This window comes from Glycomyces harbinensis, assembly GCF_900101745.1.
Taxonomy (GTDB): domain Bacteria; phylum Actinomycetota; class Actinomycetes; order Mycobacteriales; family Micromonosporaceae; genus Glycomyces; species Glycomyces harbinensis.
This window is the reverse complement of record NZ_FNAD01000002.1, coordinates 433,363-459,370: the sequence shown is the minus strand read 5'-3', so window position 1 is coordinate 459,370 and position 26,008 is coordinate 433,363. Positions and strand designations below refer to the sequence as shown.

Below are 26,008 nucleotides of genomic sequence, written 5' to 3'. Positions count from 1 at the left end.
GCCGCGGGGCGGCGCAACCTGAGACAGTTCATACGGAACGAGCGGCCGGGCGCTGGCGCCCCGGCCGCCGGAATCAGCATTGGTGAAAGCAAATGCGCAACGCAACGCGCCCCTTCGGGCGCACACTCGCGGCCATGATCACGCCGTTCACGCCCTCCGGCGAGCTCGACGTCCCCGGCACGGCCGCCCTCGCCCGCCACCTCGTCGACGAGCAGGGATGCGAAGGCCTGGTCGTCAACGGCACCACGGGCGAATCGCCCACCACCACCGACGCCGAGAAGGCCCAGGTCCTCGAGACCGTCGCCGAAGCCGTCGGCGACCGCGCCCACATCATCGCCGGCGCCTCGACCTACGACACCCGCCACTCGATCCACCTCGCCGAACTCTCCCAGAAGGCCGGCGCCCAGGGGCTCCTCCTCGTCACCCCCTACTACAACAAGCCCACCCAGGCCGGCGTCGCCGCCCACTTCGAGGCCATCGCCGACGCCACCGAGCTGCCCGTGATGCTCTACGACATCCCGCCCCGCTCGGTCATCGGCATCAGCGACGAGACCTACGCCCGCATCGCGGCCCACGAGCGCATCATCGCCGTCAAGGACGCCACCGGCGACCTCGCCAGGGCCCAGCGCGTGCGCCTCGACACCGGCCTCGCCTTCTACTGCGGCGTCGACGAGCTCAACCTCGCCGCCTACGCCAGCGGCCAAGTCGGCGTCGTCTCCGTCACCGCCCACCTCGTCGGCAAGCAGATCAACGCCATGTTCGACGCCTACGACAACGGCGACACCGCGCAGGCCGCCGCCATCAGCGACGCCCTCGTCCCGGCCACCGACGCCCTCATGTGCCACGGCCCCGGCGTCGCCGCCGTCAAATCCGGCCTCACCGCGCGGGGACTGCCCGCAGGCGAACCGCGCCTGCCGCTGCTCCCGCCCGAGGTCGAACTCGCCGAACTCATCGCCGCCCGCATCGCCGAACTGAAGGAGGCCTGATGGGCCTGACCAGACCCAAGAACCTCGGCGCGCCCCGCGCGCTGCCCGACGGCGGACTGCGCGTCGTCGCGCTCGGCGGCCTCGGCGCCATCGGCCGCAACATGACCCTGTTCGAATTCGACGGCCGGCTCCTCATCGTCGACTGCGGGGTCCTCTTCCCCGACGTCGACCAGCCCGGCGTCGACCTGATCCTGCCCGACTTCACGCCGATCCTCGACCGCCTCGACGACATCGAGGCCATCGTCGTCACCCACGGCCACGAAGACCACATCGGCGCGATCCCCTTCCTGCTCGAGCACAAGAACGACATCCCCGTCGTCGGCTCCCGCTTTTCCGTCGCCCTCGTCGAGGCCAAACTGCGCGAGCGGCGCATCAAGCCCGCCGGCATCGTCGTCGCCGAGAACGAGACGCTCCAGCTCGGACCGTTCGGCCTCGAGTTCCTCGCCGTCAACCACTCGATCCCCGACGCGCTCGCGGTCGCGATCCGCACCGACGCCGGGCTCGTGCTGTGCACCGGCGACTTCAAGATGGACCAGCTGCCGCTCGACGGCCGCATCACCGACCTCGCCGGCTTCGCCCGCCTCGGCGACCAGGGCGTGGACCTGCTGCTGTCGGACTCCACCAACGCCGAGATCCCCGGCTTCGTGACCTCCGAGCGCCAGATCGGCCCCGTCCTCGACAAGCTCTTCGAAGACGTCAAGGGCCGCATCATCGTCGCCTCCTTCGCGAGCCACGTGCACCGCGTGCAGCAGGTCATGGACGCCGCGCACTCGCACGGGCGCAAGGTCGCGTTCGTGGGCCGCTCCATGGTCCGCAACATGGCGATCGCCCGCGACCTCGGCCTCATGCAGGTCCCCGAGGGACTGCTGGTGAGCATGGACGAGGCCGTGCGGCTGCGCGCCGACGAGATCGTCTACATGTCGACCGGCTCGCAGGGCGAGCCGATGAGCGCCCTGGGGCGCATGGCCTCCGGCGACCACCGGCACATCACCGTCGAGCCCGAGGACACCGTGATCCTCGCGTCGTCGCTGGTGCCCGGCAACGAGACCGCCGTGTACGGGGTCATCAACCGCCTCGCGCGCACCGGCGCCACGGTGATCCACAAGGACGTCGCGAAGGTCCACGTCTCGGGCCACGCCCCCGCGGGCGAGCTGCTGTACGTGCTCAACGTCGTCAAGCCCTCCAACTTCATCCCCGTCCACGGGGAGGCGAGGCACCTCCAGGCGCACGCGCGGCTCGCGATCGAGTCCGGCGTCCCCGAAGACCAGGTCATCGTGGTCGAGAACGGCGACGTGGTCGACCTGGTCGACGGCGTCGCGCGCATCGTCGGGCACATCCCGAACAACCTCGTGTACGTGGACGGCCTGTCGGTCGGCGACGTCGGCGAGCCGGTCCTCAACGAGCGCCGCATGCTCGGCGACGGCGGCTTCATCGCCGCCACGGTCGTGATCGACTCCGAGAACGGCAAGGTCGTCGGCGGCCCCACGGTCTCCGCGCGCGGCTTCTCCGAGGACCCGAAGGCCTTCGACGGGGTGCTGCCGCTCATCGACGACGCGATGGAGCGCGCGGCGCAGGACGGCATCACCGAGGCGCACCAGCTCCAGCAGATCCTGCGGCGCACGGTCGGCAAGTGGGTCAACGACACCTACCGCCGCCGCCCGATGATCGTCCCGCACGTGCTGGAGGTCTGAGCCGAAGTCGCACCTTCCGGGGTGTGAGGGCTCACTATTTTCGCTCGTTCCGCGCGGGCGTGGCGCAGCCACGCCCGCGTCGGTATACTTTGCGGTATGACCATGACGACGATCAAAGTGCCGAAAGTACTGCGCGACCGTCTTCACCGGTTGGCGGTCGAAGACGGGCTCACCCTCGCCCAGGAGATCGAGCGACTGATGGAGCGCAATGCTCCGCGCCCGAAGCCCCGGGTCGGTGGTTACAGCAGTGGAAAACCGCTCAGCGCAGAGGAGATCGACGCCGAACTCGCTGCGGGCTTCGGCGCGTGACTACCGCGATTCTCGACACTGGCGCGATCATCGCGCTCTTCGACAACAGCTACGACGAGCACGAGCCGCTGCTTGAGGCCATCGCGGCATCGGGCGCGCCGCCAGTGGTGTCGCCGTTCATCGTCGCCGAAGCCGACTTCATGCTCAAGACTCGATACGATGCGGCCGCGGCGACCCGCTTCAACGAGGACGTGGCGATCGGTGCCTATGAACTGGCGAGCTGGACCGTTCATGACCACGCCGAAGCGCTTCAGGTCATCCAGTCGTTCAACGGTGATGACTACATCGGGATCGCAGACGCCTCGAATGTCGTTCTGGCCGATCGTTATCGGACCACTTCCATCATGACGACGGACCAGCGGCACTTCAGGAAACTCCAGCCGATATGGGGCCCGGACTATTTCACGCTGCTTCCTTACGATTCGCAGGAATGAACGCCGGGGCCGCAACCGGATCGGTTGCGGCTCCGCCGCTTCGCATCACCCCTAACCGGGGTTGACGGTGATCGTGGGTTCGGCGCCCGGCCAGCCCGCCGGGGCCGGGGGCGGCGGCGCGAGGAACTGCTGCTGCTTGCGCACATGCATGAAGAACGTGCTCAGCGCCAGCAGCGCGACCCCCACTGCGAGGATGTACACGCCGCTGTCGGCCGTGACGTCGATCTGGGCGGTCCCGGAATCCTCGCCGTCGAACTCCTCATAGCCCTGGTAGTACTCGACGGACTGGCGCAGCTGCGTCACCGGGTGGTACGTGATCGCGGCGATGAGCGCCGCGGTGCCGATGGCGCCCAACCGGACCGGCCAGCGCAGCGCCGGGTGGCGGAGGGTGCTCAGGACCACCGCGGCGAGCAGTGCGAGCGCCAGGACCACGGTGGGCGTGTCGACTCCGAACCCGGAGGACGTGCTGTAGACCCCCGAGAGCGAGTAGAAGCTGAACTCGCCTTCGGGGTCGTCGATCTTGATGCGAGGCAGCAGCAGCGAGACGCACAGGAGCGCGAGGCCGACGCCGGCGACGCCCAGGCCGACCGGGGACGGCGCGTTCGACGGCGGGTGGGACGGGAGCGGCTGCATCGGAGGAGCGAACTGGGGCGGCGGGCCGGGCGGCGCCATGTGCGGCGGTCCGGGCGGGACCGAAGGCGCTGCGGGCTCGGAGGGTTCCTGCGGAGGTATGGAGTTCACCGACGCCATGGTACTGGCCGGGCGCCGGGCGCACGGTCCTGAAAGCAGGGACCACCGGCGCGAGAAACGTCCTCTATGGAGGGAAAAGCGGGGCCGCGCCCGGAAAGGCGCGGCCCCGTCCTCGTGTTCGCGGGCTACTGCTGGGGCATGCCCGGCCAGCCGTTGCCCTGCTGCTGGGGCGGCTGCTGCACCGTGGGCTGCGGACCGGTCGGCGGCGCCGGCGGCGCCGGCGGCGCCGGCGGCGCCTGCTGCTGGTAGGGCTGCTGGGGGTACTGCGGGGCCGCGGGCTGCTTCGGCGGCGCCCAGCGCATCAGGAAGATGCTGACGGCCAGGAGCACGGCCGCGAGGATGAACAGCCAGATGCCGCCGCCGGCGCTGGCGCTGATGTCGGCGTCCTCCCAGGCGTCGGAGCCGAAGACGCCGTTGAGCTCGATGACGGGGTGCAGCGCGGCGGCCGCGGTGATGGCCGCGAGGCCGATGCCGCCGAGCTTGGCGGCCCACTGGAGGTTCGGTTTGACGCCCGCCGCGGCCCAGCCGACGAGGACGACGAGGATCAGCGCGGGCGACAGGCCGGGGAGGCTGACGCCGGCGGTCTCGAGGCCGTAGCCGCCGATGTCGTCGGCGTCGCTGCCGCTGAGCGAGACCTGGGGGATCAGGGAGCCGACGGCGAGGAGGAGCAGTCCGACGCCGGCGATGCCGAGTCCGACGGGGGTCGGGCGGTCGGGGCCGCTCGGCAGGAACCCGCTCTGCGCGGGCGGGCCCGGCTGGGGGTAGGACTGGTACTGCGGCTGCTGGGCTGCGTGTTCGCTCACGGGCGGGTCACCCTTCACTGGGACGTCTGATTGCCGGACGGGGGTGTCAGCGTTCGCATCCTAAAGGGCCCGCGCCATTCGCGAAGGCCGCTCGCCTCCGGCGCGCGGGCGGCGATGTCGTACCTGCGCGCTATTTTTGCGCCAGGGGTCCCTTAAGGGGGATTTATCAGCATATATGCGGATTTGCTAGTTTCTGGGCTTGATCGGGAGCGGGTTCGGGGGTTCCGCCCGCAGGTCGTTGACCACCATGTCCGCCGGGGGGTTGAGCAGGTCCACGATGGTCTTCGCCACCGTCTCGGTGCTCATCGCCCGCTCGGGGTCGTACTCGGCGCCGTACTGGTCGCGCAGGCCGCGCTGCATGTCCGTGTCGAAATGCGACGGATAGAAGCTCGTCACCCGCACCCCGTTCGCCTGCTCCTCCGCCCGCAGCGAATCCGCCAGCGCCTTCAGCGCGTGCTTGCTGGCCGCATACGAGCTCAGCCGCGGCGCCGCGTTCAACCCCGCGCCCGAGTTGAGGAACAGCACGTGGCCCCTGGCCTCGCGCAGCGCCGGAAGCAGCAGCCGCGTCAGCTCGGCCGCCGCGATCACGTTGACGGTGAGCGTGCGCTGCCACCATTCGAGGGTCTCCTCGCCCACGGCGGCGACGTTGAGCACCCCGGCGTTGTGCACCACCGCGTCCAGGCGATCGATCCCGGCCGCCGCGACGGCGCCCGCGAGGCTCGCGGGGTCGCTGAGGTCCGCGATGAGCGCCCGCTCGTGCGGCACGCCGTCGAGCGCGGCCGCGGTGCGCGCGTGCGCGACGACCGCGTCGCCGCCGCCGGCGAGCCGCTGGGCCAGGGTTCGCCCGAGTCCGCGGCCCGCCCCGGTCACGAGGATCGTTTTTGACATGCCGTCACATTAGCCGCTCCCGTAAGCGCCTTCACCGCAACGCCGAGCGGCGTGCGGGCGGTAACGTATGCACCATGATGGCCAGGACGAACGGCAAGGGCACGGCCCGCAAGGGGAGTGCGCCGGCCGCGCGGCGCAAGCCCGCCGCGTCCGCATCCCGCCAGAGCGCGAAGCCCGCCGCCAGGAAGACCGCGAAGAAGACCGCCAAGAAGGCGGTCAGGCGCCCCGCGAAGAAGGCGCCGCCCAAGCGCCATGTGCCCGGCCCGCTCGAAGCGCTCGGATTGGGCCTGAAGGGACTGTGGGTGGGCACCGCCCGCTCCACCGGCTGGATGGCCCGCTCGGTCGGGAAAGAGGCGGCCACCGCCCGCGAGATCGACCCCGCGCACCGCCGCGACGGCCTCGGCCTGTTCCTGGTCGCCGTCGCGATCGTGCTCGCGTGCGCCGTCTGGTTCGACGTGGCCGGGCCGGTCGGCGAGCGGTTCGCGTTCATCCTCGACTGGCTGCTGGGCCTGGCGACCCGCGCGCTCCCCGTCCTCCTGGTCCTGTGGGGCCTGCGGGTGATGCGCCAGCGCCCGCCCGAAGAGGCGCACGGGCGCGCGCTCGTCGGCTGGGGCGCGATCTGGCTCTCCAGCCTCGGCCTGCTGCACCTGATCTCGGGCCTGCCCTCCGACATGGGCGAGCGGATGGCCGCGGGCGGGCAGATCGGCTGGATCGTCGGCGGCGCGGTCGCCGCGGGCGTCTCCGCCTACGTCGCCTTCCCGCTCCTGGTGCTCCTGCTCCTGTTCGGGGTCCTCGTCGCGACCGCGACGCCGATCAACCAGGTGCCCGCCAAGCTCGGCCACCTGTGGGACCTCGCGACCGGCAGGGTCGAGACCTATGACGACGACGGCGAGCCCGAGGAGCGGATGACGCGCGCCGAGAGCCGCGAGGCCAAGCGCCTCAAGGAGGAGGAGGCCCGCCGGGTCCACCGCGCCACCACGGTGCTGCCGCGCCTGACGCCCGAAGAGGTGCCCGAGCTGAACTCGGAGCACGTGTCGGCCCGCGACTCGACGCCGCTCGCCGAGCCCGAGCCCGTCCGCGAACCGCCGAAGCACTCGCCGCCGCCCAAGCGGATCGAGCAGCCGACCCTCTCCGAGGGGGGCACGGCCGTGGTGGACGGCGACTACCGGCTGCCGTCGATGAGCCTCCTCCCGACCGGCCCGGCCGCGAAGAAGCGCTCCAAGGCCAACGAGGTGGTCATCGCCGCGCTGCAGGAGGTCTTCGCGCAGTTCCAAGTGGACGCGGCGGTCACCGGCTTCACGCGCGGCCCCACCGTGACCCGCTACGAGGTCGAGCTCGGCCCGGCCGTCAAGGTCGAGCGGATCATCCAGCTGTCCAAGAACATCGCGTACGCGGTCAAGAGCTCCGACATCCGCATCATCAACCCGATCCCGGGCAAGAGCGCGGTGGGCGTCGAGATCCCGAACACCGACCGCGACGACGTCGCCCTGGGCGACGTCCTGCGCTCCAAGACCGCCGAATCGGACGACCATCCGATGATCGTGGCCCTGGGCAAGGACGTCGAGGGCGGCTACATCCTCACCAACCTGACCAAGACCCCGCACCTGCTCATCGCCGGGGCCACCGGCAGCGGCAAGTCCTCGTGCATCAACAGCCTGCTCGCGTCGATCCTGGTCCGCGCCACGCCCGAGCAGGTGCGCCTGCTGCTCATCGACCCCAAGCGGGTCGAACTGTCGAACTACGAGGGCGTCCCGCACCTGGTGCACCCCATCGTGACCAACCCGAAGAAGGCCTCCGACGCCCTCCAGTGGGTCGTCAAGGAGATGGACATGCGCTACGAGGACCTCGCCCGCGCCGGGGTGCGGCACGTGGACGACTTCAACCGCAAGGTCCGCTCCGGCCAGCTCAAGACCGACCCCGCCTCGGGCCGCGAGCTGCGCCCGCACCCGTACCTGCTGGTGATCGTGGACGAGCTCGCCGACCTCATGATGGTCGCCGCCCGCGACGTCGAGGAGTCGGTCGTGCGCATCACCCAGCTCGCGCGCGCCGCCGGGATCCACCTGGTGCTCGCCACGCAGCGGCCCTCGGTCGACGTCGTCACCGGCCTCATCAAGGCGAACGTGCCCTCGCGGCTGGCGTTCTCGACGTCCTCGCTCTCCGACTCGCGGGTCATCCTCGACCAGCCCGGCGCCGAGAAGCTCGTGGGCCGCGGCGACGGCCTGTTCCTGCCGATGGGCGCCTCCAAGCCCGAGCGCATCCAGGGCGCGTGGGTCGCCGACGACGAGATCGACGCGATCGTCGAGCACGTCAAGTCGCAGATGGAGCCGCAGTACCTCGAAGAGGTCACCGCCGGGGACGGGCCGACCCGCGAGATCGACCCGGAGATCGGCGACGACCTCGACCTGCTGTGCAAGGCCGTCGAGCAGGTGGTCACCACCCAGTTCGGTTCGACGTCGATGCTCCAGCGCAAGCTGCGCGTCGGCTTCGCCAAGGCCGGGCGGCTCATGGACCTCATGGAGACCCGCGGCGTCGTCGGCCCCTCCGAGGGCACCAAGGCCCGCGACGTGCTGGTGCAGCCCAGCGACCTCGACGGCGTGCTCGCCTCCATCAGGGGCGAATGAGCGCACGGAAGAGGGCCGGTCCGTGTCGGACCGGCCCTCTTCCGTGCGCCTATTCGAAGCTGACGCTGATGTCGTGGGTCTTGTCGCCGGTGATCGGCAGCGAGATGTCCTCCTCGGGCCACTGGACCGGGCCCTCGGGGTGGAACTTCAGCTCGAACGCGAGCGCCGAGGCGGGCACGTCGTACTGGAGGGTGTAGGTCCGCCAGATGCCGTCGCTCCAGTCCTCGTCGACGTGGTCGACCGCGGTCGCCGTCAGCGCCCCCTCGGGCCCGGAGACCTTCAGGGCCTCTTCGGGGTCGATGGACCATTCGAGGCCGCTGCCGGAGTGGAGCCAGCCGAACGTGATGCCCAGGCGGGCGCGGTCGGGTTCGGCGACCCAGCCCGTGTCGGGCTCGAAGACCTCGCGGGTGACGGTGAACTGCGTGGAGTACTGCCAGTCGTCGAACCAGTACTCGTAGCTGCCGGTGGAGGTGTAGCCGTCGACGGAGTTCTCGACCACGTCGGTGTTCACGATGTTCGTGGACCCGTTGTAGAGCGCCTCGATCAGTCCCGTGCGCGTGCGCTCGCGCATGTCGATCGTCTGGGTCCGCTCGGCGTCCACGACCTCCAGCGAGATCGGGGCGTCCTTCTTCGCGACGGTGAGGTAGACCGCGCCGGGCGCGGGCACCGCGCCGTTGAAGTCCCACTCCTCGTCGCCGACCTTCAGGGTCGCCGAGAGGTCCCCGCCGTCGTTGACGGTGAACGGAGGGGCCTTGCCGGGGTCGGGCGCGAACTGGACGAGGGTGAACTCGTAGCCGGGCTCGGGGGAGTACAGCTGGACGTTCTCGCCGAGGACGTACTCGAGCTGGAAGTCCGCGGGGATCTCGGCGAACGAGGCCACGCACTCGACCCGCAGCGCGAAGTGCGCGCCGACGAGCAGGCCTTCGTCGCCGGCGAACCGGTGCTCGCCTTCGGCCGGGCAGACCGAGACGGGCACTTCGTCGCTGGTGACCGTGTAGCCGGCACGGGTGTGGAGGGTGCCGGTCGGGGCTTCGCCGCAGGCGGACACGGACAGCGCGGCGGCGGCCGCGAGCACCGCGAAGGCGGTGCGTCGGGCGGCGTTGGGGCTGGCGGGGGCGATGTCTTTGGGGGACATGGAACAAGCCTAAGGTATGGCCGCAATGGGTTGTGAACCGATGTTGTCCCTGCGCAGACGGCACATGAATGGCCCGGATTGTCCGCGTCGCATTCGGCGCAATCGCCCCAGCCGGGCCGTCCGCGCCGCCCGGAGCGGACGAGCCGGCCGGGCCGGGACGTAAGGTCCGCCACTGTACCGACAGTCCGGAGTGTGGCCCTGCCCGCCGCGCGGGCGCATCCGGGGCGCCGGTAGGTACGCTTTCCTGGTGTCTCCAGCTCATTCGACCCGTTCCCAGGCCCCGACCGCATCCGACGGCGACGCCGCGCCCGCCGGCAAGAGCGTCGCGCTCCTGACGCTCGGCTGCGCCCGCAACGAGACCGACTCCGAGGAGTTGGCCGCGCGCCTGGCCGCCGGAGGCTGGACCCTCAGCGACGACGGCGAGAACGCCGACGTCGTCATGGTCAACACCTGCGGTTTCATCGAGCAGGCCAAGACCGAGTCCATCGACGTCCTCATGGACGCCTCCGCGACGGGCGCGAAGGTCGTCGCCACCGGCTGCATGGCCGAGCGCTACGGCCGCGAACTCGCCGACAGCCTCCCCGAGGCCGACGCCGTGCTCGGCTTCGACCACTACCCGGACATGGCCGCCCGCCTCGACGACATCCTCGCCGGGCGCACCATCGAGTCCCACCAGCCCTCGGACCGCCGCAAGCTCCTGCCGCTGGCCCCGGCCGCGCGCCAGAGCGCCGCCGCGGTCGTCCCCGGCCACTCGCGCGCCGCCCAGGCCGACGGCGCCGCGCTCGCCGCCGGCGCCCCGCAGCACCTCGCGGTGGTCCGCAAGCGCCTCAGCGACGGGCCCGTCGCGAACCTCAAGCTCGCCTCCGGCTGCGACCGGCGCTGCACCTTCTGCGCGATCCCGTCCTTCCGCGGCTCGTTCGTCTCCCGCACCCCCGAGGAGATCCTCGCCGAGGCCGCCTGGCTCGCCTCCGAAGGCGTCAAGGAACTCAACCTCGTCTCGGAGAACACCACCTCCTACGGCAAGGACCTCGCCGACTCCCAGGCGCTCGAGCACCTGCTGGAGGGCATGTCCGCGATCGACGGCATCGAGTGGATCCGCCTCTCCTACCTGCAGCCCGCCGAGCTGCGCCCGAGCCTCATCGAGGCGATGCAGCGCACCGAGAAGGTCGTGCCGTACTTCGACCTGTCGTTCCAGCACTCCTCCGCGAAGGTCCTGCGCCGGATGCGCCGCTTCGGCTCCACCGAGAACTTCCTGGCCGTGCTCAAGCAGATCCGCGACGTCGACCCGCTCGCCGGCGCCCGCACCAACGTCATCGTGGGCTTCCCCGGCGAGACCGAGGAGGACGTCGAGGAGCTCATGGGCTTCCTCGAAGAGGCCCGCCTCGACTCCACCGGCGTCTTCGCCTACTCCGACGAGGACGGCACCGAAGCGGTCGACCTCGACGGCCACGTCGACGAGGACGTCGTCGCCGACCGCCACACCCGCGTGTCCATGCTCGTCGACGAGCTGGTCAGCCAGCGCGCCGCCGAGCGCGTCGGCGAGACCATGCTGGTCCTCGTCGAGGCCGTCGAAGACGACGGCGTGGACGGGCGCGGCGCCCACCAGGCGCCCGAGGTCGACGGGACGATCGCGCTCGTCGGCGAGGTCGACGGCCTCGAGGTCGGCGACTTCGTGACCGCGAAGGTCGTGGACTCCCACGGCGTGGACCTGGTCGCGGAGATCGTCGAGGAGGCCTGGTGACCACTCAGGAGGAGCCGGTCTCACCGTGGAACATCGCGAACGTGGTGACGGTGGCCCGGATCTTCCTGGTGCCGGTCTTCGCGGTGTTCGTGGCCCTGTCGGGCATGGAGCACTCGGGCTGGCGGATCGCCGCGTGCGTGCTGTTCGTGTTCATCTCGGCGACCGACTTCGTCGACGGCTGGCTGGCGCGCTCGCGCAACCTCGTCACCGACTTCGGCAAGCTCGCCGACCCGATCGCCGACAAGGCGCTCATCGGGACGGCGCTGGTGCTCCTGAGCTACTACGGCGACCTCCCCTGGTGGATCACCGTGGTCATCCTGGTGAGGGAACTGGGGATCACGGTGTGGCGCATGACGGTCGTGCGCCGCGTGGTGATGTCGGCCGACCGCGGCGGCAAGCTCAAGACGGTGCTGCAGATCACGGCGGTGTCCTGGTACCTGTTCCCGTGGCCGCCCCCGCTCGACGGCGTGGGCCTGTGGCTGATGGGCGCCGCGCTGATCCTCACAGTGCTGACGGGAATGGATTACCTCTGGAAAGCATTCAAATCGAGGGAGAGCGGGCCGAAGCGAACGAGCTAGGCTTGCAGGACCCACTTACGCTCACTTGAGCTATTGCGGCGCGGAGGAGAGTCTCATGGTGTTGTTGCGGGAACTGCTGGGAGAGACCCTGCGGCGCCGCCGCCGCGCCCAGAAGCGGACGCTGCGCGACGTCTCGAAGCAGGCCAACGTGAGCCTGGGCTACCTCTCCGAGATCGAACGCGGCCACAAGGAGCCGTCGAGCGAACTCCTGGCCTCGGTGTGCGGCGCCCTCCAGGTGCGCCTGTCCGAGGTCCTCGCCGAGGTCTCGCGCGAAGTCGCCTCCCACGAGCGCGGCGAGGCCGCGTCCTCGGGCCGCGACGCGCAGAGCCGCCAGGTCGCGATGCTGCTGCCGCGTGAGAAGGACCTCGCCGAGGAGTCCCAGCGCCGCCGCCGTCACACGTCGCCGTCGTCGCCCGCTTCCATCGCGCAGGTCCGTTCTCGGCACCGCCGGGGCGAGGTGACCGATTCGGTGGTCCGCGCGGCAGCCTGAACGCGACCGATGATGTAGTTTTGCGATTGAGGCGTCACCGTGTCCCGCAGAGGTGGCGCCCATGTCCGACACTAGAGGCAGGTCGGCGTTGCATTGCTAATCTATGGCTCGCGAGCTTCGCCAAGGCTCCACCGGAAGGACCCCGATAATGGCCAATCCGTTCGTCAAGGGCTGGAAATACATGATGGCGCTCTTCGGTGCGAAGATCGACGAGCACGCCGACCCCAAGATCCAGATCCAGCAGGCGATCGAGGAAGCGCAGAAGCAGCACCAGGCGCTGGTGGGCCAGGCCGCCTCGGTGATCGGCAATCAGCGCCAGCTGGAGATGAAGCTGAATCGATCGATGTCCGAGGTCGAGCGGCTCCAGGCGCAGGCGCGCCAGGCGCTCGTGCTCTCGGACAAGGCCCGCGCCGACGGCGACGAGGCGAAGGCGCAGCAGTTCGAGTCCACCGCTGAGATCCTCGCCGGGCAGCTGGTCTCCACCGAGCAGTCCCTCGAGGACATGAAGGTGATGCACGACCAGGCGCTCACCGCCGCCGACCAGGCCAAGAAGGCCGTCGAGAACAACCAGATGATCCTGCAGCAGAAGCTCCAGGAGCGCACCAAGCTCCTCGGGCAGCTGGAGCAGGCCAAGATGCAGGAGACGATCGCCTCCTCGCTCGAGTCGATGTCGCAGACCGCCGCCCCCGGCAACGTGCCGAACTTCGACGAGATCCGCGACAAGATCGAGGGCCGCTACTCCAACGCGATGGGCCGCGCCGAACTCGCCTCCAACTCGGTCGAGGGACGCCTCCTGGAAGTCAACCGGGCCACGCGCGACATGGCCGGCGTCTCCCGCCTGGAGCAGATCCGCGCCTCGCTCGAGGGCGACCAGCTCTCGGGCCCCAAGGCCGGTCCCGCGATCGAGTCCAAGGAGTCGGCCACGAACGCCCGCCTCGCCGACATCCGCGCCTCCCTCGGCAACGACGAGGGCACCGCGGAGCCGGACAAGGCCGCCGACAAGACCAACAGCTAGTCAAGAGGAGCCCCTTCCGTGGACGCCAAGGCCCGCAAGCGCGCATTCAAGCGCCTGCGGGCCCGTCTGTCCTCGGCGAAGTTCTGGACCACCGTCGCCGGCGGCTCGGTCGCCGGCGGCGCGTTCTTCACGCCGTACCTGGGGCCCAGCGGGATCGACGGCGTCTGGATCACCGTCGCCGGCTTCTCCAGCGCCATGGCCGTGGTGCGCTGGCTCGACTACCGCCGCCTGGCCCGGGCCCTGCCCGCGTCCGAACGCGATTCGCTCGAGATCCACGGCCCCGCGAGGCTGTCCAAAGAGGCCCGGGGCCTGTTCGGCGAGACCGCCGAGGCGATCCGCCGCGGCCGCATCAAGGCCCAGTTCCGCCGCAGCCGGGCCCTGCGCCCGTACGAGCGGCTGGAGCAGGCCTCGATCGCCGCCGAGCAGATGGCGCAGCGCCTCGACGGCCATCCCGAGGCGGTCGCGATCCTCGCCGGGGCCGCGCAGGCCGGGCAGGACCTGTACCGGCTCGCACTGGGCGTCAAGGACGTCGAGCAGGCCATGGCCGTCGCGCCCGAGACCAGGCACGCGGGGATGGAGGCGAACCTCGCGCGCATGGTCGCCCGCCTGGAGGCCGGCGTGGCCGCCTACGAGGACATGGTCAGCGCGGCGGGGGAGTGCCTGGCCGGGTCGATCGGGCTGCAGCAGGCCCTGACCGACCACCGAGCCGACGAGACCATGGACCTGCTCACCGACGCCGCCGACCGCCTCCGCGCGGCCGGGGACGCCGCGAGCGAGATCCACGGCCGCATCGACCCCCGGCGCGACGCCACCGCTTGAGCGCCCGATGCGCGGGCCGATGACCCGAGCATGTCTCATTTGATCTAATTCGGCTGTGAAGTTCCTTTTGCTCCCTGCCGTCGCGGCGGCCGCCGTCGTCCTCTCCTCCGCGCCCGCCTCGGCCCAGGAGATCCCGTCCGGTCCGGTGCTCATCCACCTCAAGGACTTTCCGCAGTTCCCGCTGGCCTGGGACGAGGACCGGGGCGCCCATCTGGGCGAGGAGGGCTCCCTGTGGGTCCTGGAGCCGGTCGCGGAGGAGGCGCTGACGCCGCTCGGGGAGTACCGGCTCGTCCACCACGAGAGCGGCGAGTGCCTGGACGCCGGAGGCCTGTCGGACGGCGTGCACGCGCGCCTCGACCTGGTCGACTGCGCCGACGCCGAACCCTGGTCGGTCGTCTACGACACCGTCCCCGCCAACGCGGACTACCGCTTCGCCACGCCCGAGGGCTACCTGATGGGGCTCGAGCACGACGAGGCCGGCGAGGAGGCGGCCTCCGAGACCGGCGCGCCCGCAAGGGAAGAGCACAGCGGCGTCCCCACCGGAGGCGCCGAGGTCTTCGCCCTCGACGTGTCCGAGAGCAGGCACTCCCACGAGTGGCTGTTCGCGGCCGGGCCCGACGTCCCGCCCTCGAGCCCGCCGAGCGAGACCCCCTCCGACTCCGCGTCGCCCTCGGAGGCGCCCTCGCAGGAGTCTCCCGCTCCCGCACCGCAACTGCCGCAGACCGGGGCCGCGGTCGGCGCGGCCGTGGGGGCCGGCGCGATCGCCCTCGCGGGCGGCACCGCGCTCGTCCTGTGGCGGCAGCGCCGCCGGGCCCTGCGCGGGCACTGGTAGCCGATCCTGCTGCGCCACCGGCCGACTCCTCAACGCGACACACTGAATCCCACGATGCGGGAAATTCTGGCTCGCCCCCATGGCCGGTGGCATACTTCGATTCGTGACCTTCCAGCTCATGATTAGCTGCGGGCGTTCCGCGGAGCACCTTCGATAGATGCCGCCGCCGAACGCCAGACCTCCTGCGCCCGCAGGGGGTCTTTTTCGTTCAGGGCGAACGAACGTTCAGGTCGGCTGCGCAGCGGCGGCGCCGATGACATACAGAACCTGGAGCACCAAGTGACGCAATCAGACCCGCAAGCCGGCGGCTCGGATGACCATCGTGGCGGGGACTTCCACGTCTTCGACACCACGCTCCGCGACGGCGCGCAGATGGAGGGCCTGCGCTACTCCGTCGCCGACAAGCTCGCCGTCGCCGAACTCCTCGACGACCTCGGCGTCGACTACATCGAGGGCGGCTGGCCCGGCGCGATCCCCTCGGACACCGAGTTCTTCTCCCGCGCGGCCGAGGAGCTGAACTTCAAGCACGCCAAGCTCGTCGCCTTCGGCATGACCCGCCGGGCCGGATCGAGCGCCGCCGAGGACCCGGGCTTCGGCGCCCTCCTCGACTCGCGCGCCCCCGTCCTGTGCCTGGTCGCCAAGTCCGACATGCGCCACGTCGAGCAGGCCCTGCGCACCACCGCCGAAGAGAACCTCGCGATGATCGGCGACTCGGTGCGCACCGGGCGCGAGCACGACCGCCAGGTCTTCATCGACTGCGAGCACTTCTTCGACGGCTTCCGCAGCGACCCCGAGTACGCGACCCTCGTCGTCCGGACCGCCCTCGAAGCCGGCGCCGAAGCGGTCGTCCTGTGCGACACCAACGGCGGGCGGATCCCCTCGGACATCACCGAGGCCGTCACCGAGCTGCGCCGCCGCCTGGAGGCCGTCCTCCCCGCCGAGCGCGTCCGCCTCGGCATGCACGCCCAGAACGACACCGGCTGCGCCGTCGCCAACACCCTCGCCGCCGTACAGGCCGGGGTCATGCACGTCCAGGGCACCGCGAACGGCTACGGCGAGCGCCCCGGCAACGCGAACCTGTTCAGCGTCATCGCGAACCTGGAGACCAAGCTCGGCCGCAAGGTCCTGCCCGACGGCGGCCTGGGGAAGCTCACCCGCATCTCCCACGCCATCGCCGAGATCGCGAACATGACCCCCGACGAGCACGCCCCCTACACCGGCCACGCCGCGTTCGCGCACAAGGCCGGCATCCACGCCTCCGCGATCAAGGCCGACCCGGCGCTGTACAACCACGTCGACCCCGTGGTCGTCGGCAACGACATGCGCATCCTCGTCACCGAGATGGCCGGGCGCGCCTCCGTCGAGCTCAAGGGCCGCGAACTGGGCATCGACCTCTCCGGCGACAAGGGCGCCCTCGACCGGATCACCGGCCGCGTCAAGGAGCTCGAATCCAAGGGCTGGTCCTTCGAGGCCGCCGACGCGTCCTTCGAGCTGCTGGTCCGCGACGAGGTCGAAGGCGGCCTGCCCCGGCCCTTCGCCCTGGAGACCTACCGCGTCATCGTCGACCACGACCCCAACGGCACCACGGTGGCCGAGGCCACCGTGCGGCTCGACGTGGACGGCGAGCGCGTCATCGCCACCGCCCAGGGCAACGGGCCGGTCAACGCCCTCGACGCCGCGCTGCGCGGCGCCCTGGCCGCGCGCCACCCGCGCCTGGCCGAGCTCACGCTCTCCGACTTCAAGGTCCGCATCCTCGCCGGCTCGACCGGCACCGACGCGGTCACCCGCGTCCTGGTCTCCATGAGCGACGGCGAGTCCGAGTGGACCACCGTCGGGGTGGCCCCCAACCTCATCGAGGCCTCCTGGAACGCCCTGTCCGACGGCCTCGCCTACGGCCTCAACCGCCGCTGAGACGTCCCTCCCACCGACACGCCACAAGCGACACCGAACGGGGCCGGCCCACGAGGCCGCGCCGCAGCCCGGCCCGCGCCGATCGCGCGGGAGGGTGGAAAGAAGGGCCCGTCCGACTCGAACCACCGAGACGGACGGGCCCTTTCACGCTGCGGGTCAGTCGAAGACGGCGAGGCGCTTCTGCTCGGTCGTGCCGCCGCCGAAGGTCGTGAACGACCCGCCGACGGCCAGGTTCGCGCCCGACGGGTTCGCCGTGGCGTCCCACGCGCCGACCACGCCGTTCGCGCCCGGATTCCAGTCCAGGAGCTGCCCGTTCATGTCGACGGCCAGGAGCTTGCCGCGCTCGGCCTTGACGCCGTCCACGCACTGGCCCAGCGGGCCGGCGTGGTTGGTGACGCAGGCCTTGTCGAAGTGGCCGCCGCCGATGACGGAGTTCCCCCACACCTCGACGGTCTGCATGCCGCCGTCGACGGCCTGGTACCACAGGGTCTCGCCCGAGGTCTTGAACGCGCGGATCTCGCCGCCGCGCCCGTCGAGCGCCGCGAAGACCCGGTCGCCCGCGACCACGACCTCCCGGGTGAGCACGTACACCTTGGAGACGAACGCCGTGTCGACCGCGCCCGACGTCGGATGCACCGCGCCGAGCTTCCCGTACTTCTTGTCGCCGCCCAGGAGGCTGAAGGCCCCGGCGACGTACAGGCGGCCGTGGCCGGACTGGAGGTCGCGCACGGCTCCCTCGCCGACCTGCGGCGTGAAGCCGGTGACCGGCTTGCCGTCGGTGGCGCTCACGGCCGCCAGGCGCGGCTGCGCGAACCCGCCCACCGTGGTGAACGTGCCGCCCAGGTAGACCGTGGAGCCGACCGGCTCGATCGAGTAGACCGTGGCCGACGGCTTGGCCTGCCAGGCGGTGTCGAGCTTCCCGGTGTCGAGGTCGAAGCGGGCCACGCGCGAGCGGGCCACCCCGTCGACCTGCGTGAACTTCCCGGCGATGTACAGGTAGCCGCCGGCGGTCTTGACCTCGTGGACCGGACCGTCCAGGACGGGCGCGAACGGCAGGAGCGCGCCGGTCTTGGAATTGACCGCCGCGAGGTAGGTGCGGTCGGAGAACTTCCCGTCGGTGTTGCGGGCGCGGGTGAAGATCCCGCCCGAGTAGACGATGTCGCCGTCGTAGGCCACCTTGTACACCTGGTCGTTGAACGACGCGGTGGCCTGCGGCAGGCTCGAGTCGATCGCTCCGGCAGGCGTCTGGGTGAGGAAGACGGCCCCGAGCAATACGAAAAGTGTGATCATTCGGCGCATACGGCAGTCTTGCACGCGCCTGGCGACTCGCCGGGCATTCGGGACGGCGCGTCACCCGAACCGGGGGTGCGGGCCGACACACGGGGCCGAATCCACAACGGACCGCGTCGGGGGCGACGCGGCACCGCAACGCCGCGAACGCCGTCACCCAGGACCTGGCCGAGCCGTACTACAGTTGAAAGGTGACTTCCTACAAGACCGATCGCGCCCGCGCGGCCGCCCGTGCCGCGGATTCGGCCGTGTACGGACGGCGCCGCTTCGGCTCCGGCTTCTTCCTCGGCCTGGTGATCCTCGTGGTCCTCGCCGTCGCGCTCGGCTTCGTCCTCGTCGGCGACATCGGCGAGACCGTCAAGGTCCGCCTCGGCGCCACCGCCCTCTCGCTCCTCGTCGCCGCGCCGCTGACCTGCGTGCTCGGCTTCTTCATCGGCATGTTCGGGAAGGTCCGGCGCCTGGGCATGGGCGTCGTCGTCGGCGCCCTGATCGGCACCCTCGTCATCGTCGTGCTGTTCCTCCTCCTGAGGTAGCCCGACCGGCGCAGTGACCGGAACGCTCCGCGTCCGGTGTGCGTCCGATCCCGCCCGACCCCGAACTAAGCTGGGCCCGCAAGGTTTCGAACCAGTCTCAGAGAGGGGCCGACTGTGCGGATCGCGCGGATCGCTCAACCGACCGGCATGTCGTTCGCCATCCTCGAAGGGGAGGGCCCGGGGGCCACCGCCGCCGAGATCGAGGGCCACCCCTTCGCGCAGATCAAACTCAGCGGCCAGCGCTGGGCGCTGGAGGACGTGCGCCTCCTCGCGCCCATCCTCCCGTCCAAAGTGGTCTGCGTGGGGCGCAACTACGCCGAGCACGCCGCCGAACTGGGCAACGAGGTCCCCAAGGAGCCCTTGATCTTCCTCAAGCCCTCCACCTCGGTCATCGGCCCCGGCGAGCACATCCGGCTCCCGGCCGTCTCCGACCAGGTCGAGCACGAGGCCGAGCTCGCCGTCGTCATCGGCCTGCCCGGCGCCCGCGGCCTCGACCGCGAGGCCGCGAAGGGCTCGATCTTCGGCTACACCTGCGCCAACGACGTGACCGCCCGCGACCTCCAGCAGCAGGACGTGCAGTTCACGCGCGCCAAGGGCTTCGACTCGTTCTGCCCGCTCGGGCCCTGGATCGAGACCGACCCGCTCGAGAACGGCGCCGACATCGCCAACACCGAGATCCGCTGCGAGGTGGGCGGCGAGGTCCGCCAGCTCGGCTCGACCAAGGACATGGTCTTCGACCCGCCCGCGCTCGTCGCCTACGTCTCCCAGATCATGACGCTGCTGCCGGGCGACGTGGTTCTCACCGGCACGCCCGCCGGCGTCGGGCCGCTCCAGGCCGGCGAGACCGTCGCGGTCTCCGTCGCCGGCATCGGCACGCTCTCCAACAAGGTGGTTCCCAGTGAGTAAAGTCCGCACGCGCTTCTGCCCCAGCCCCACCGGGACGCCGCACGTGGGCCTGGTGCGCACCTGCCTGTTCTCCTGGGGCTACGCCCGGGCCAAGGGCGGCGAGTTCGTGTTCCGCATCGAGGACACCGACGCGGCGCGCGACACCGAGGAGTCCTACCTGCAGCTGCTCGAGGCGCTCTCGTGGCTGGGCATGACCTGGGACGAGGGCCCCGACATCGGCGGGCCCTACGCGCCCTACCGGCAGTCGCAGCGCCTCGACGTCTACGCCGACGTCATCGAGCGCCTGCTCGAAGGCGGCTACGCCTACGAGGCCTTCTCCACGAACGAGGAGGTCGAGGCCCGCCACAAGGCCGCGAACCGCGACCCGAAGCTCGGCTACGACAACTTCGACCGCGACCTCACCGAGGAGCAGAAGGCCGCCTTCCGCGCCGAGGGCCGCAAGCCGGTCTACCGGATGCGGATGCCGAACGAGGACATCGCGTTCCAGGACGCGGTGCGCGGCGAGGTGACCACGCCCGCGGGGACCGTGCCCGACTACGTGATCGCCCGCGCCGACGGCTCGCCGCTGTACACCCTGACCAACCCGGTCGACGACGCGCTCATGAAGGTCAACATGGTGACCCGCGGCGAGGACCTCATGCCCTCGACGCCGCGCCAGATCGTCATGTGGCGCGCGCTGGTCGACCTCGGCCTCGCCGACGGCGTGCCCGAGTACGCGCACCTGCCGCTCATCGTGGACGAGCGGGGCAAGAAGATGTCCAAGCGCGACCCGCGCTCGAACCTCTTGCAGTACAAGGAGGCCGGGTACCTGCCCGAGGGCGTGCTCAACTACGTGGCGACCCTCGGCTGGTCGATCTCGGGCGACCGCGACGTGTTCACCGTCGCGGAGTTCCTGGCGGCCTTCGACCTGCACGACGTGAAGTCGAACCCGGCGAGGTTCGACGAGAAGAAGTTCGACGCGATCTGCGCCGACCACTTCCGCGGCGTCGACCCGGCCGAGCTGACCGGCATGCTGCTCCCGCGCCTGGCCGAGGCCGGCCTGGTCGGCGCCGAGCCGACCCCCGAGGAGGCGCACGTCCTCCAGGTCGCGGTCCCGCTGGTGCAGGAGCGGTGCACGACGCTCTCGCAGGCGGTGGAGATGCTCCGCTTCCTGTTCTGCGGCACCGAGGTCGCGATCGACGAGGACAGTGCGAAGAAGACCTTCAAGGACGACGCGGCGGACGTCCTGAACGCGTCGATCGCGGCCCTCGACGGCGTCGAGTGGACCACCGCGGCCATCGAGGAGGCCCTGCGGGGCGCCCTCGTGGACGGCATGGGCCTCAAGCCCCGCAAGGCGTTCGGCCCCGTCCGCGTGGCGATCAGCGGCAAGACCGTCTCGCCGCCGCTGTACGAGTCGATGGAGCTGCTCGGCAGGGACGTGAGCCTGGCGCGCCTGCGCGCCGCGCTCGCGACCTTCTAAAGCGCCGCAACGAGGAACGGCCCCGCCGCGAGGCGGGGCCGTCGCCGTCTCCAGGGACTTGCCGTAACGCAGTACTGTGCATTGCATGGTACTGTGGAAGGCGTGGATAGATCGCAACTGCTCAAGGGCCTGCTCGACATCATCGTGCTGCGGGTCCTGGAGACCGCGGACGGCTACGGCTACGAGATCCTGCACCGCCTCCGCGCGGCCGGGTTCGACGAGCTCGGCGACGCCTCGGTCTACGGCACGCTCCGCCGCCTCTACCGGGCCGGATACCTGTCCACCTACGTGCAGCCGAGCGACGCCGGACCGCACCGCAAGTACTACGCGCTCACCGAGCCCGGCACGAAGTACCTCCGCCAGATGCAGGACGCCTGGGTCGACGTGAGCGACAAGATGCAGGCCCTGTTCGACACCCCCCGGCCCGGGACCCCCGAGTAAGGAACCCGCCATGACCACGATGACCCCCCATCCCATCGCGGCCTACCAGGCCTCCGTCGAGCGCCACCTCGCCGACCTGCCCGACCACGTCCGCGCCGACCTCCGGGCCCGCCTCGCCGAGGCCGCCGCCGCGCTCGCCCCGGGCGAATCCCCGGACCTGCGGCTCGGCAGCGCCGAGCACTGCGCCACGCGGCTGCGCGACACCGTCGAGCTGCGACGCGCCGGACTCGCCGCGCGCCTGTACCGCGGCGAGTGGACCGGCCGCGCCGCCGCGATCGCCGCGACCCTCCGACCGGGCTGGTGGGCTCTGCACGGACTCATCACCGCCGTCCTGATAGCCGCGGGCGCCTGGTGCGTCTTCCTGGCCATCGCGTATTTCACCGGCCTGGCCCGCTGACGCCGGCCGGCATCCACGGTTTTCAAGAAGGGCAGACCAATGACCGACACACCCCGGGCCGACGAGGTCGCGGACTACGAGTCCGCGGTCCGGCGACACCTCGCCGACCTCCCCGCACCCGTTCGCGAGGACCTCCTCGCCGACCTCGAGACGCACCTGACCGAAGTGGCGGCCGACCTCGAGCCGGGCGCGACCCTCGCCGAACGCCTCGGGTCCCCCGAGGCTTACGCCAGCGAACTGCGCGAGGCCGCCGAGATCGATGCGGCGCAAGGGAACGCACCGGCGCGGGAGAAGGTCACCGCCGCGCTGGCCCGGGTGGGCGGTCTCGCCGACCGGTACACCGTCAGTGCGGGCGCGGGACCGTTCCTGGAGTTCTGGAAGTCCCTGCGGCCCGCATGGTGGGTCCTGCGAGGCCTCGCGGGCGCGGGCGTCGTCGCGGTGTACGTCGGCAACTCGCTGCTGGGCGCCTACTTGTTCTCGGCGGTGACCCTCTTCTGGCTCGCGGTGCTCTCGCTCGTGCTCATCTGGTGCTCCGTGCGACTGGGGACCCGCTCGACCGCGTGGCGCCCCGCCGGCCGGTGGGCGCTGAACCTCGGCGGGCTGGCCCTGCTCTGGGTCGCCGCCGCGAGCGCCCTGGGGTCCACCTACATCGGCTACGACTATGTGGACGACGGCGCCTTCGTCGACGAGTACGGGTATTACGGACCCGAGGACGTCTACCCGTACAGCGCGGACGGCGAACTCCTCACCGGGGTGTACCTCCTCGACGAGTACGGCAATCCGCTCTACATCGGCGATCCGACCCTGTGCTCGCTGCCCCCGTCGAACCCGTTCGAGACCCCCACGGCCGATGACCTCACGGTCGAGGGCCCCTACGACGCGATGACCGCGGAGCCGGACGTCGACCTGGGATACCAGTACCCGCTGTGCGTCCCCGAGGACGAGGAGCCGACGGCCGACCCGTCCGAGTCGGCGCCGCCGGAGGGCGCGGCGACCGACGATTCCTCGACCACGGAGGAGTCCGCGGCGCCCACCGCCGACGGACCCACCACGGAGTAGCCGGTTCATGGCGTACGGCAGCGGCCCCGCCGACCGGCGGGGCCGCTTTCGCGTCCGATCCGAGCGGTTGTGACGTTGATCTCGGTGGACCTAAGTGGAAGAAGGTAGGGAGCCGCGGCGGGCGTCAATGGGCCGTTCGGGGGAGCCCGATCGCCCGGGTTTCCGGCCTTTGCCGCGGAACGCGCGATAGGGGCGCTATCGGACGAGACGGTCACCCGATGGCTTCGCTCGCGGCGTGCAATGTGCCGTGTTGGGGCCGTTACCGAGCGGTACGGTTCCGCGATCGCGGGTCTCTAGGGTTACCCCGATGTTTACCCGCATGAAGCCCTCCCGAGCGAGGCACCGATCCGACGACCGCCGACCCGGCGGCCTGCGGCACGTCGTGCGCACCCGGGTGTTCGCGTCCGGCGTCGCCGTCCTGGTCGCCTTCGGCACCGCCAGCAGCGCCAGCGCCGCGATCATCAACACCGAGGACCCCACCGCCCAGGATCTGCTCGCGGCCGAGATCGTCGCCGACGCCGGCGACGCCGACCGCCAGTGGGACCAGGTCGACCCCATGGAGAGCATCCTCCCGGTCAAGGAGGGCGGCACGGCCGCCGCCGCCAAGGCCGAGGCCGCCGAGGTCCCCGTCGAGGAGGAGGAAGAGGAAGCGCCCGTCGAGGACTCCTCCGACGACTCCGGGACCTCCGTCGAGGTCTCCGGCGACTGCTCCGAGTACTCGGGCAACAAGGCCATCGGCTGCACCATGACCCTCGACGCCGGCTGGGGCATGGACGAAGTGGGCTGCCTCGTGAGCCTGTGGGACCGCGAGTCCGGCTGGGACGAGTCCGCCTACAACTCCGGTTCGGGCGCCTACGGCATCCCGCAGTCGCTCCCCGGCGACAAGATGGCCGCCAACGGCGACGACTGGGAGACCAACCCGGCCACCCAGATCGCCTGGGGCCTGGAGTACATCGAGGGCCGCTACGGCAGCCCGTGCGGCGCCTGGGCGCACAGCGAGTCCAACGGCTGGTACTAGACCTGCATTTCACGCGGACCCCGGAGTTCGCTGACCCGAGGAGGCCCTGGCGCATCGCGCCGGGGCCTCCCGTCGTTCTCCGGCGGGAGCGGCGCTAGGACGGTCCGCCGGTCTCCAGGGACGCGGCGCGCACCGAGCGCAGGAGCAGCCGCGGGTCGCCGAGCATCCGCTTGAGCCGGCGTTCGAGCCCGGCGATCGGGGTGAGGTTCTGCGGGGCTCGCGCGTCCTTGTGCGCGGCCGAGCCGAGCGGCGGCAGCGACGCCGCCGTGGCGTCCGCCAGGGCGATCGCGGCCTCCTCGGAGAGGTCGGTCGCGGCCTCGATCCGGGCGACCCCGGCCCAGCCGCGCGAGGACGTGCCGGGCAGGCGCAGGTACCAGGTGTAGCGCGGCCAGCCCGAGGTCAGGTGGAACACCGGGGTCCGCTGGCCCGGCTTGAGCCGCTCCACGACCACGTTGAGCTGCTTGGGCAGGTAGGCGCGCTGATGGCTCTTGATGTAGCCCACCGAGTTCGGCAGCCGGGTGCGCCCGCGCAGCGGACCGTCGAGGACCGACAGCTCGGCGTCCATCGCGACCATGGAGGCCACCTTCGCCTCCAGCTCGGCCATCGCCGCCTGCGCGGCGCCGATGAGCTCGGCGGGGTCGGCGGACTCGACCTCCCGGTGCGGATAGCGCCCGAAGTCGGCGCCGGGGTCGACGGCGGCGAACAGGCCGCGCTCCACGGCCGCCTCGGTGACCGCCGAGTTCCTGCCGTCCAGATCGCACGCGACCGCTCCCGCGGCCCAGGACACGCACACGCCCGGCCAGCGCTCCCCGTCGTCGATGAGTTCGACCCTCGCATCGACGCGGCGCACGCCGTCGACCACGACGATCCGCCGCGGCCCGTTCGCGGGCGCGTCGATCGGCCGCCAGTCGGCGGGATCGAGCTCGACCGAGGGCTCCACGATCGCCTGGTTCTTGCTCGAGGGCGACTCGGGATTGTCGGCGAAGGACGGGTCCCAGGCGTCGACGGTGATCTGCAAGGCGCACCAACTTTCCGGAACGGTTGCGGCCCAGCGTACTGCTCAGCGTCGACGCCCGCGCGCCCCGCGGTCAGGAGACCTCGGCGACCAGGCCCGTCTCGAGCGAGTAGACGGCGCCGACCACGGTGAGCGCGCCGTCGGCGACCCGCTCGGCGAGGTTCGGGTGCGCCTTGAGCGCCTCCACGGTCAACAGGACGTTCGCCTCGATCATGGCGTCGACCGGGTCCCCTGGCCCGCCCGCGGCCGCCTCGTAGGCCGGGCGCAGGGCGTTGACGGTCTCGGGGAGCGCGTACCCGTGGTCCTCGGGCTCGGCGCCCTCCACCTCGGCCAGGAGCGCCTCGTGGGCGGCGGTGACGGCCCCGCATTTCTGGTGTCCGAGGACGACCAGCAGCGGGGCCTCCAGGGCGGCGGGGCCGTAGGAGACGGACTCGGAGACCAGGGGGTCGAAGACGTTCCCGGCGGTGCGGGTGACCATGAGGTCGCCCAGTCCGGTGTCGAAGACGAGTTCGGGCGCGACGCGGGAGTCGACGCAGGTGAAGACCGCGGCGCGGGGCGCCTGGCCTTCGACCAGCTCCTCGCGGAGGTCCTCGTCGGTGTGGGGGTGGACGGCCGCGCCGTCGGCCCAGCGCCGGTTGCCGTCGAGGAGGGCCTGCCAGATGTCCTCGGCCGATTCGAGGCCGGTCAGGTCGGGTGCGTCGGGAGCGGTCTGGGCGGCGGCGCCCTCGCCGCCGCCCCCGCCGCAGGCGTCGAGGGTGAGGAGGGCGATCGCGCCGGCGCCCACGGTGCCGGCGCCGGTGAGGAGTCTGCGGCGGCTGCCGCGAAGGTGCAATGTGCTCATGCTCCTGTAGTACTCCCGCGTCCGCGTTGAACGGACGGTGAACCGG

At 71.2% G+C, this 26,008-nt stretch carries 26 protein-coding genes; 19 read left to right on the top strand and 7 right to left on the bottom strand.

Annotated elements, in window-relative coordinates; genetic code table 11:
• The first annotated feature begins 92 nt into the window (after positions 1-92).
• The 4 genes from dapA (at position 93) to BLQ63_RS28280 (ending at position 3,420) form a co-directional block, all read left to right on the top strand.
• Complete coding sequence (gene dapA / locus BLQ63_RS05740; protein ID WP_091029918.1) at positions 93-986, top strand: 4-hydroxy-tetrahydrodipicolinate synthase; 894 nt, start codon at positions 93-95, stop codon at positions 984-986.
• Complete coding sequence (locus BLQ63_RS05735; RefSeq protein ID WP_091029915.1) at positions 986-2,677, top strand: ribonuclease J; 1,692 nt, start codon at positions 986-988, stop codon at positions 2,675-2,677. The genes dapA and BLQ63_RS05735 overlap by 1 nt, the downstream gene beginning before the upstream one ends.
• Before the next feature lie 96 nt (positions 2,678-2,773).
• Positions 2,774-2,986: a hypothetical protein gene (locus BLQ63_RS28285; protein WP_091029911.1), complete on the top strand. Its 213-nt coding sequence runs from the start codon at positions 2,774-2,776 to the stop codon at positions 2,984-2,986.
• Complete coding sequence (locus tag BLQ63_RS28280; protein ID WP_091029907.1) at positions 2,983-3,420, top strand: PIN domain-containing protein; 438 nt, start codon at positions 2,983-2,985, stop codon at positions 3,418-3,420. Before BLQ63_RS28285 ends, BLQ63_RS28280 begins: the two co-directional genes overlap by 4 nt.
• Positions 3,421-3,471: 51 nt before the next feature.
• Here the strand turns inward: BLQ63_RS28280 and BLQ63_RS05720 are convergent, their stop codons facing one another.
• The 3 genes from BLQ63_RS05720 to BLQ63_RS05710 form a co-directional block, all read right to left on the bottom strand.
• On the bottom strand, positions 3,472-4,053 hold the full coding sequence (locus BLQ63_RS05720; protein ID WP_091029904.1) for a hypothetical protein: 582 nt from the start codon (positions 4,051-4,053) through the stop codon (positions 3,472-3,474).
• 242 nt (positions 4,054-4,295) lie between these two features.
• Positions 4,296-4,973, bottom strand: a complete 678-nt coding sequence (locus tag BLQ63_RS27690; protein ID WP_143014775.1) for a hypothetical protein — start codon at positions 4,971-4,973, stop codon at positions 4,296-4,298.
• Positions 4,974-5,159: 186 nt separating this feature from the next.
• Positions 5,160-5,861 carry an SDR family oxidoreductase gene (locus BLQ63_RS05710; protein WP_091029900.1) on the bottom strand — a complete coding sequence of 234 codons (702 nt, stop codon included), beginning with the start codon at positions 5,859-5,861 and terminating at the stop codon, positions 5,160-5,162.
• Positions 5,862-5,938: 77 nt separating this feature from the next.
• Here BLQ63_RS05710 and BLQ63_RS05705 point away from each other — a divergent pair, with 77 nt between their 5' ends.
• Positions 5,939-8,482: a DNA translocase FtsK 4TM domain-containing protein gene (locus BLQ63_RS05705; protein WP_091030246.1), complete on the top strand. Its 2,544-nt coding sequence runs from the start codon at positions 5,939-5,941 to the stop codon at positions 8,480-8,482.
• Between the two features lie 49 nt (positions 8,483-8,531).
• Here BLQ63_RS05705 and BLQ63_RS05700 read toward each other — a convergent pair whose 3' ends face one another.
• Positions 8,532-9,617 (bottom strand): hypothetical protein, encoded by a 1,086-nt coding sequence (locus BLQ63_RS05700; RefSeq protein WP_091029897.1) that lies wholly within the window; start codon positions 9,615-9,617, stop codon positions 8,532-8,534.
• A gap of 247 nt (positions 9,618-9,864) precedes the next feature.
• On the opposite strand from BLQ63_RS05700, the gene rimO reads away from it, so the two are divergent.
• The 7 genes from rimO (at position 9,865) to cimA (ending at position 17,003) form a co-directional block, all read left to right on the top strand.
• Positions 9,865-11,358 (top strand): 30S ribosomal protein S12 methylthiotransferase RimO, encoded by a 1,494-nt coding sequence (rimO, locus tag BLQ63_RS05695; protein ID WP_218125077.1) that lies wholly within the window; start codon positions 9,865-9,867, stop codon positions 11,356-11,358.
• A complete protein-coding gene (gene pgsA, locus BLQ63_RS05690) occupies positions 11,355-11,936 on the top strand; it encodes a CDP-diacylglycerol--glycerol-3-phosphate 3-phosphatidyltransferase (protein ID WP_245680859.1) in 582 nt (193 codons plus the stop codon). The genes rimO and pgsA overlap by 4 nt, the downstream gene beginning before the upstream one ends.
• Positions 11,937-11,991: 55 nt before the next feature.
• The gene (locus BLQ63_RS29580) at positions 11,992-12,426 is read left to right on the top strand and encodes a helix-turn-helix domain-containing protein (RefSeq protein WP_091029894.1); all 435 of its coding nucleotides are present in this window, start codon (positions 11,992-11,994) and stop codon (positions 12,424-12,426) included.
• A gap of 148 nt (positions 12,427-12,574) precedes the next feature.
• Positions 12,575-13,441, top strand: coding sequence for a PspA/IM30 family protein (locus BLQ63_RS05680; protein ID WP_091029892.1), 867 nt, complete (start codon positions 12,575-12,577; stop codon positions 13,439-13,441).
• An 18-nt stretch (positions 13,442-13,459) separates the two neighbouring features.
• A complete protein-coding gene (pspM, locus tag BLQ63_RS05675) occupies positions 13,460-14,260 on the top strand; it encodes a phage shock envelope stress response protein PspM (RefSeq protein ID WP_091029887.1) in 801 nt (266 codons plus the stop codon).
• Positions 14,261-14,315: 55 nt separating this feature from the next.
• Positions 14,316-15,092, top strand: a complete 777-nt coding sequence (locus tag BLQ63_RS05670; RefSeq protein WP_091029883.1) for an LPXTG cell wall anchor domain-containing protein — start codon at positions 14,316-14,318, stop codon at positions 15,090-15,092.
• A 279-nt stretch (positions 15,093-15,371) separates the two neighbouring features.
• A complete protein-coding gene (gene cimA / locus BLQ63_RS05665; RefSeq protein ID WP_245680858.1) occupies positions 15,372-17,003 on the top strand; it encodes a citramalate synthase in 1,632 nt (543 codons plus the stop codon).
• A 156-nt stretch (positions 17,004-17,159) separates the two neighbouring features.
• On the opposite strand, the gene BLQ63_RS05660 is transcribed toward cimA, so the two are convergent.
• The gene (locus BLQ63_RS05660; protein ID WP_143014772.1) at positions 17,160-18,293 is read right to left on the bottom strand and encodes a PQQ-binding-like beta-propeller repeat protein; all 1,134 of its coding nucleotides are present in this window, start codon (positions 18,291-18,293) and stop codon (positions 17,160-17,162) included.
• A gap of 191 nt (positions 18,294-18,484) precedes the next feature.
• Between BLQ63_RS05660 and BLQ63_RS05655 the strand changes: the two genes are divergently transcribed.
• The 7 genes from BLQ63_RS05655 (at position 18,485) to BLQ63_RS05625 (ending at position 24,106) form a co-directional block, all read left to right on the top strand.
• Positions 18,485-18,826 (top strand): hypothetical protein, encoded by a 342-nt coding sequence (locus BLQ63_RS05655; protein ID WP_091029875.1) that lies wholly within the window; start codon positions 18,485-18,487, stop codon positions 18,824-18,826.
• 114 nt (positions 18,827-18,940) lie between these two features.
• Positions 18,941-19,732, top strand: a complete 792-nt coding sequence (locus tag BLQ63_RS05650) for a fumarylacetoacetate hydrolase family protein (protein ID WP_091029872.1) — start codon at positions 18,941-18,943, stop codon at positions 19,730-19,732.
• Positions 19,725-21,191 carry a glutamate--tRNA ligase gene (gene gltX, locus BLQ63_RS05645; protein WP_091029870.1) on the top strand — a complete coding sequence of 489 codons (1,467 nt, stop codon included), beginning with the start codon at positions 19,725-19,727 and terminating at the stop codon, positions 21,189-21,191. Before BLQ63_RS05650 ends, gltX begins: the two co-directional genes overlap by 8 nt.
• 102 nt (positions 21,192-21,293) lie before the next feature.
• Entirely contained in the window at positions 21,294-21,632 is a 339-nt protein-coding gene (locus BLQ63_RS05640) for a PadR family transcriptional regulator (RefSeq protein ID WP_091029867.1), read from the top strand.
• Positions 21,633-21,642: 10 nt separating this feature from the next.
• On the top strand, positions 21,643-22,029 hold the full coding sequence (locus tag BLQ63_RS05635) for a hypothetical protein (RefSeq protein WP_091029865.1): 387 nt from the start codon (positions 21,643-21,645) through the stop codon (positions 22,027-22,029).
• A gap of 39 nt (positions 22,030-22,068) precedes the next feature.
• Positions 22,069-23,088: an HAAS signaling domain-containing protein gene (locus BLQ63_RS05630; protein ID WP_091029862.1), complete on the top strand. Its 1,020-nt coding sequence runs from the start codon at positions 22,069-22,071 to the stop codon at positions 23,086-23,088.
• Between the two features lie 319 nt (positions 23,089-23,407).
• Entirely contained in the window at positions 23,408-24,106 is a 699-nt protein-coding gene (locus BLQ63_RS05625; RefSeq protein ID WP_218125075.1) for an aggregation-promoting factor C-terminal-like domain-containing protein, read from the top strand.
• Positions 24,107-24,200: 94 nt separating this feature from the next.
• Here the strand turns inward: BLQ63_RS05625 and BLQ63_RS05620 are convergent, their stop codons facing one another.
• Complete coding sequence (locus BLQ63_RS05620; RefSeq protein WP_091029858.1) at positions 24,201-25,124, bottom strand: hypothetical protein; 924 nt, start codon at positions 25,122-25,124, stop codon at positions 24,201-24,203.
• Positions 25,125-25,194: 70 nt separating this feature from the next.
• On the bottom strand, positions 25,195-25,962 hold the full coding sequence (locus BLQ63_RS05615; RefSeq protein ID WP_091029854.1) for a carbonic anhydrase: 768 nt from the start codon (positions 25,960-25,962) through the stop codon (positions 25,195-25,197).
• Between the last annotated feature and the right edge of the window lie 46 nt (positions 25,963-26,008).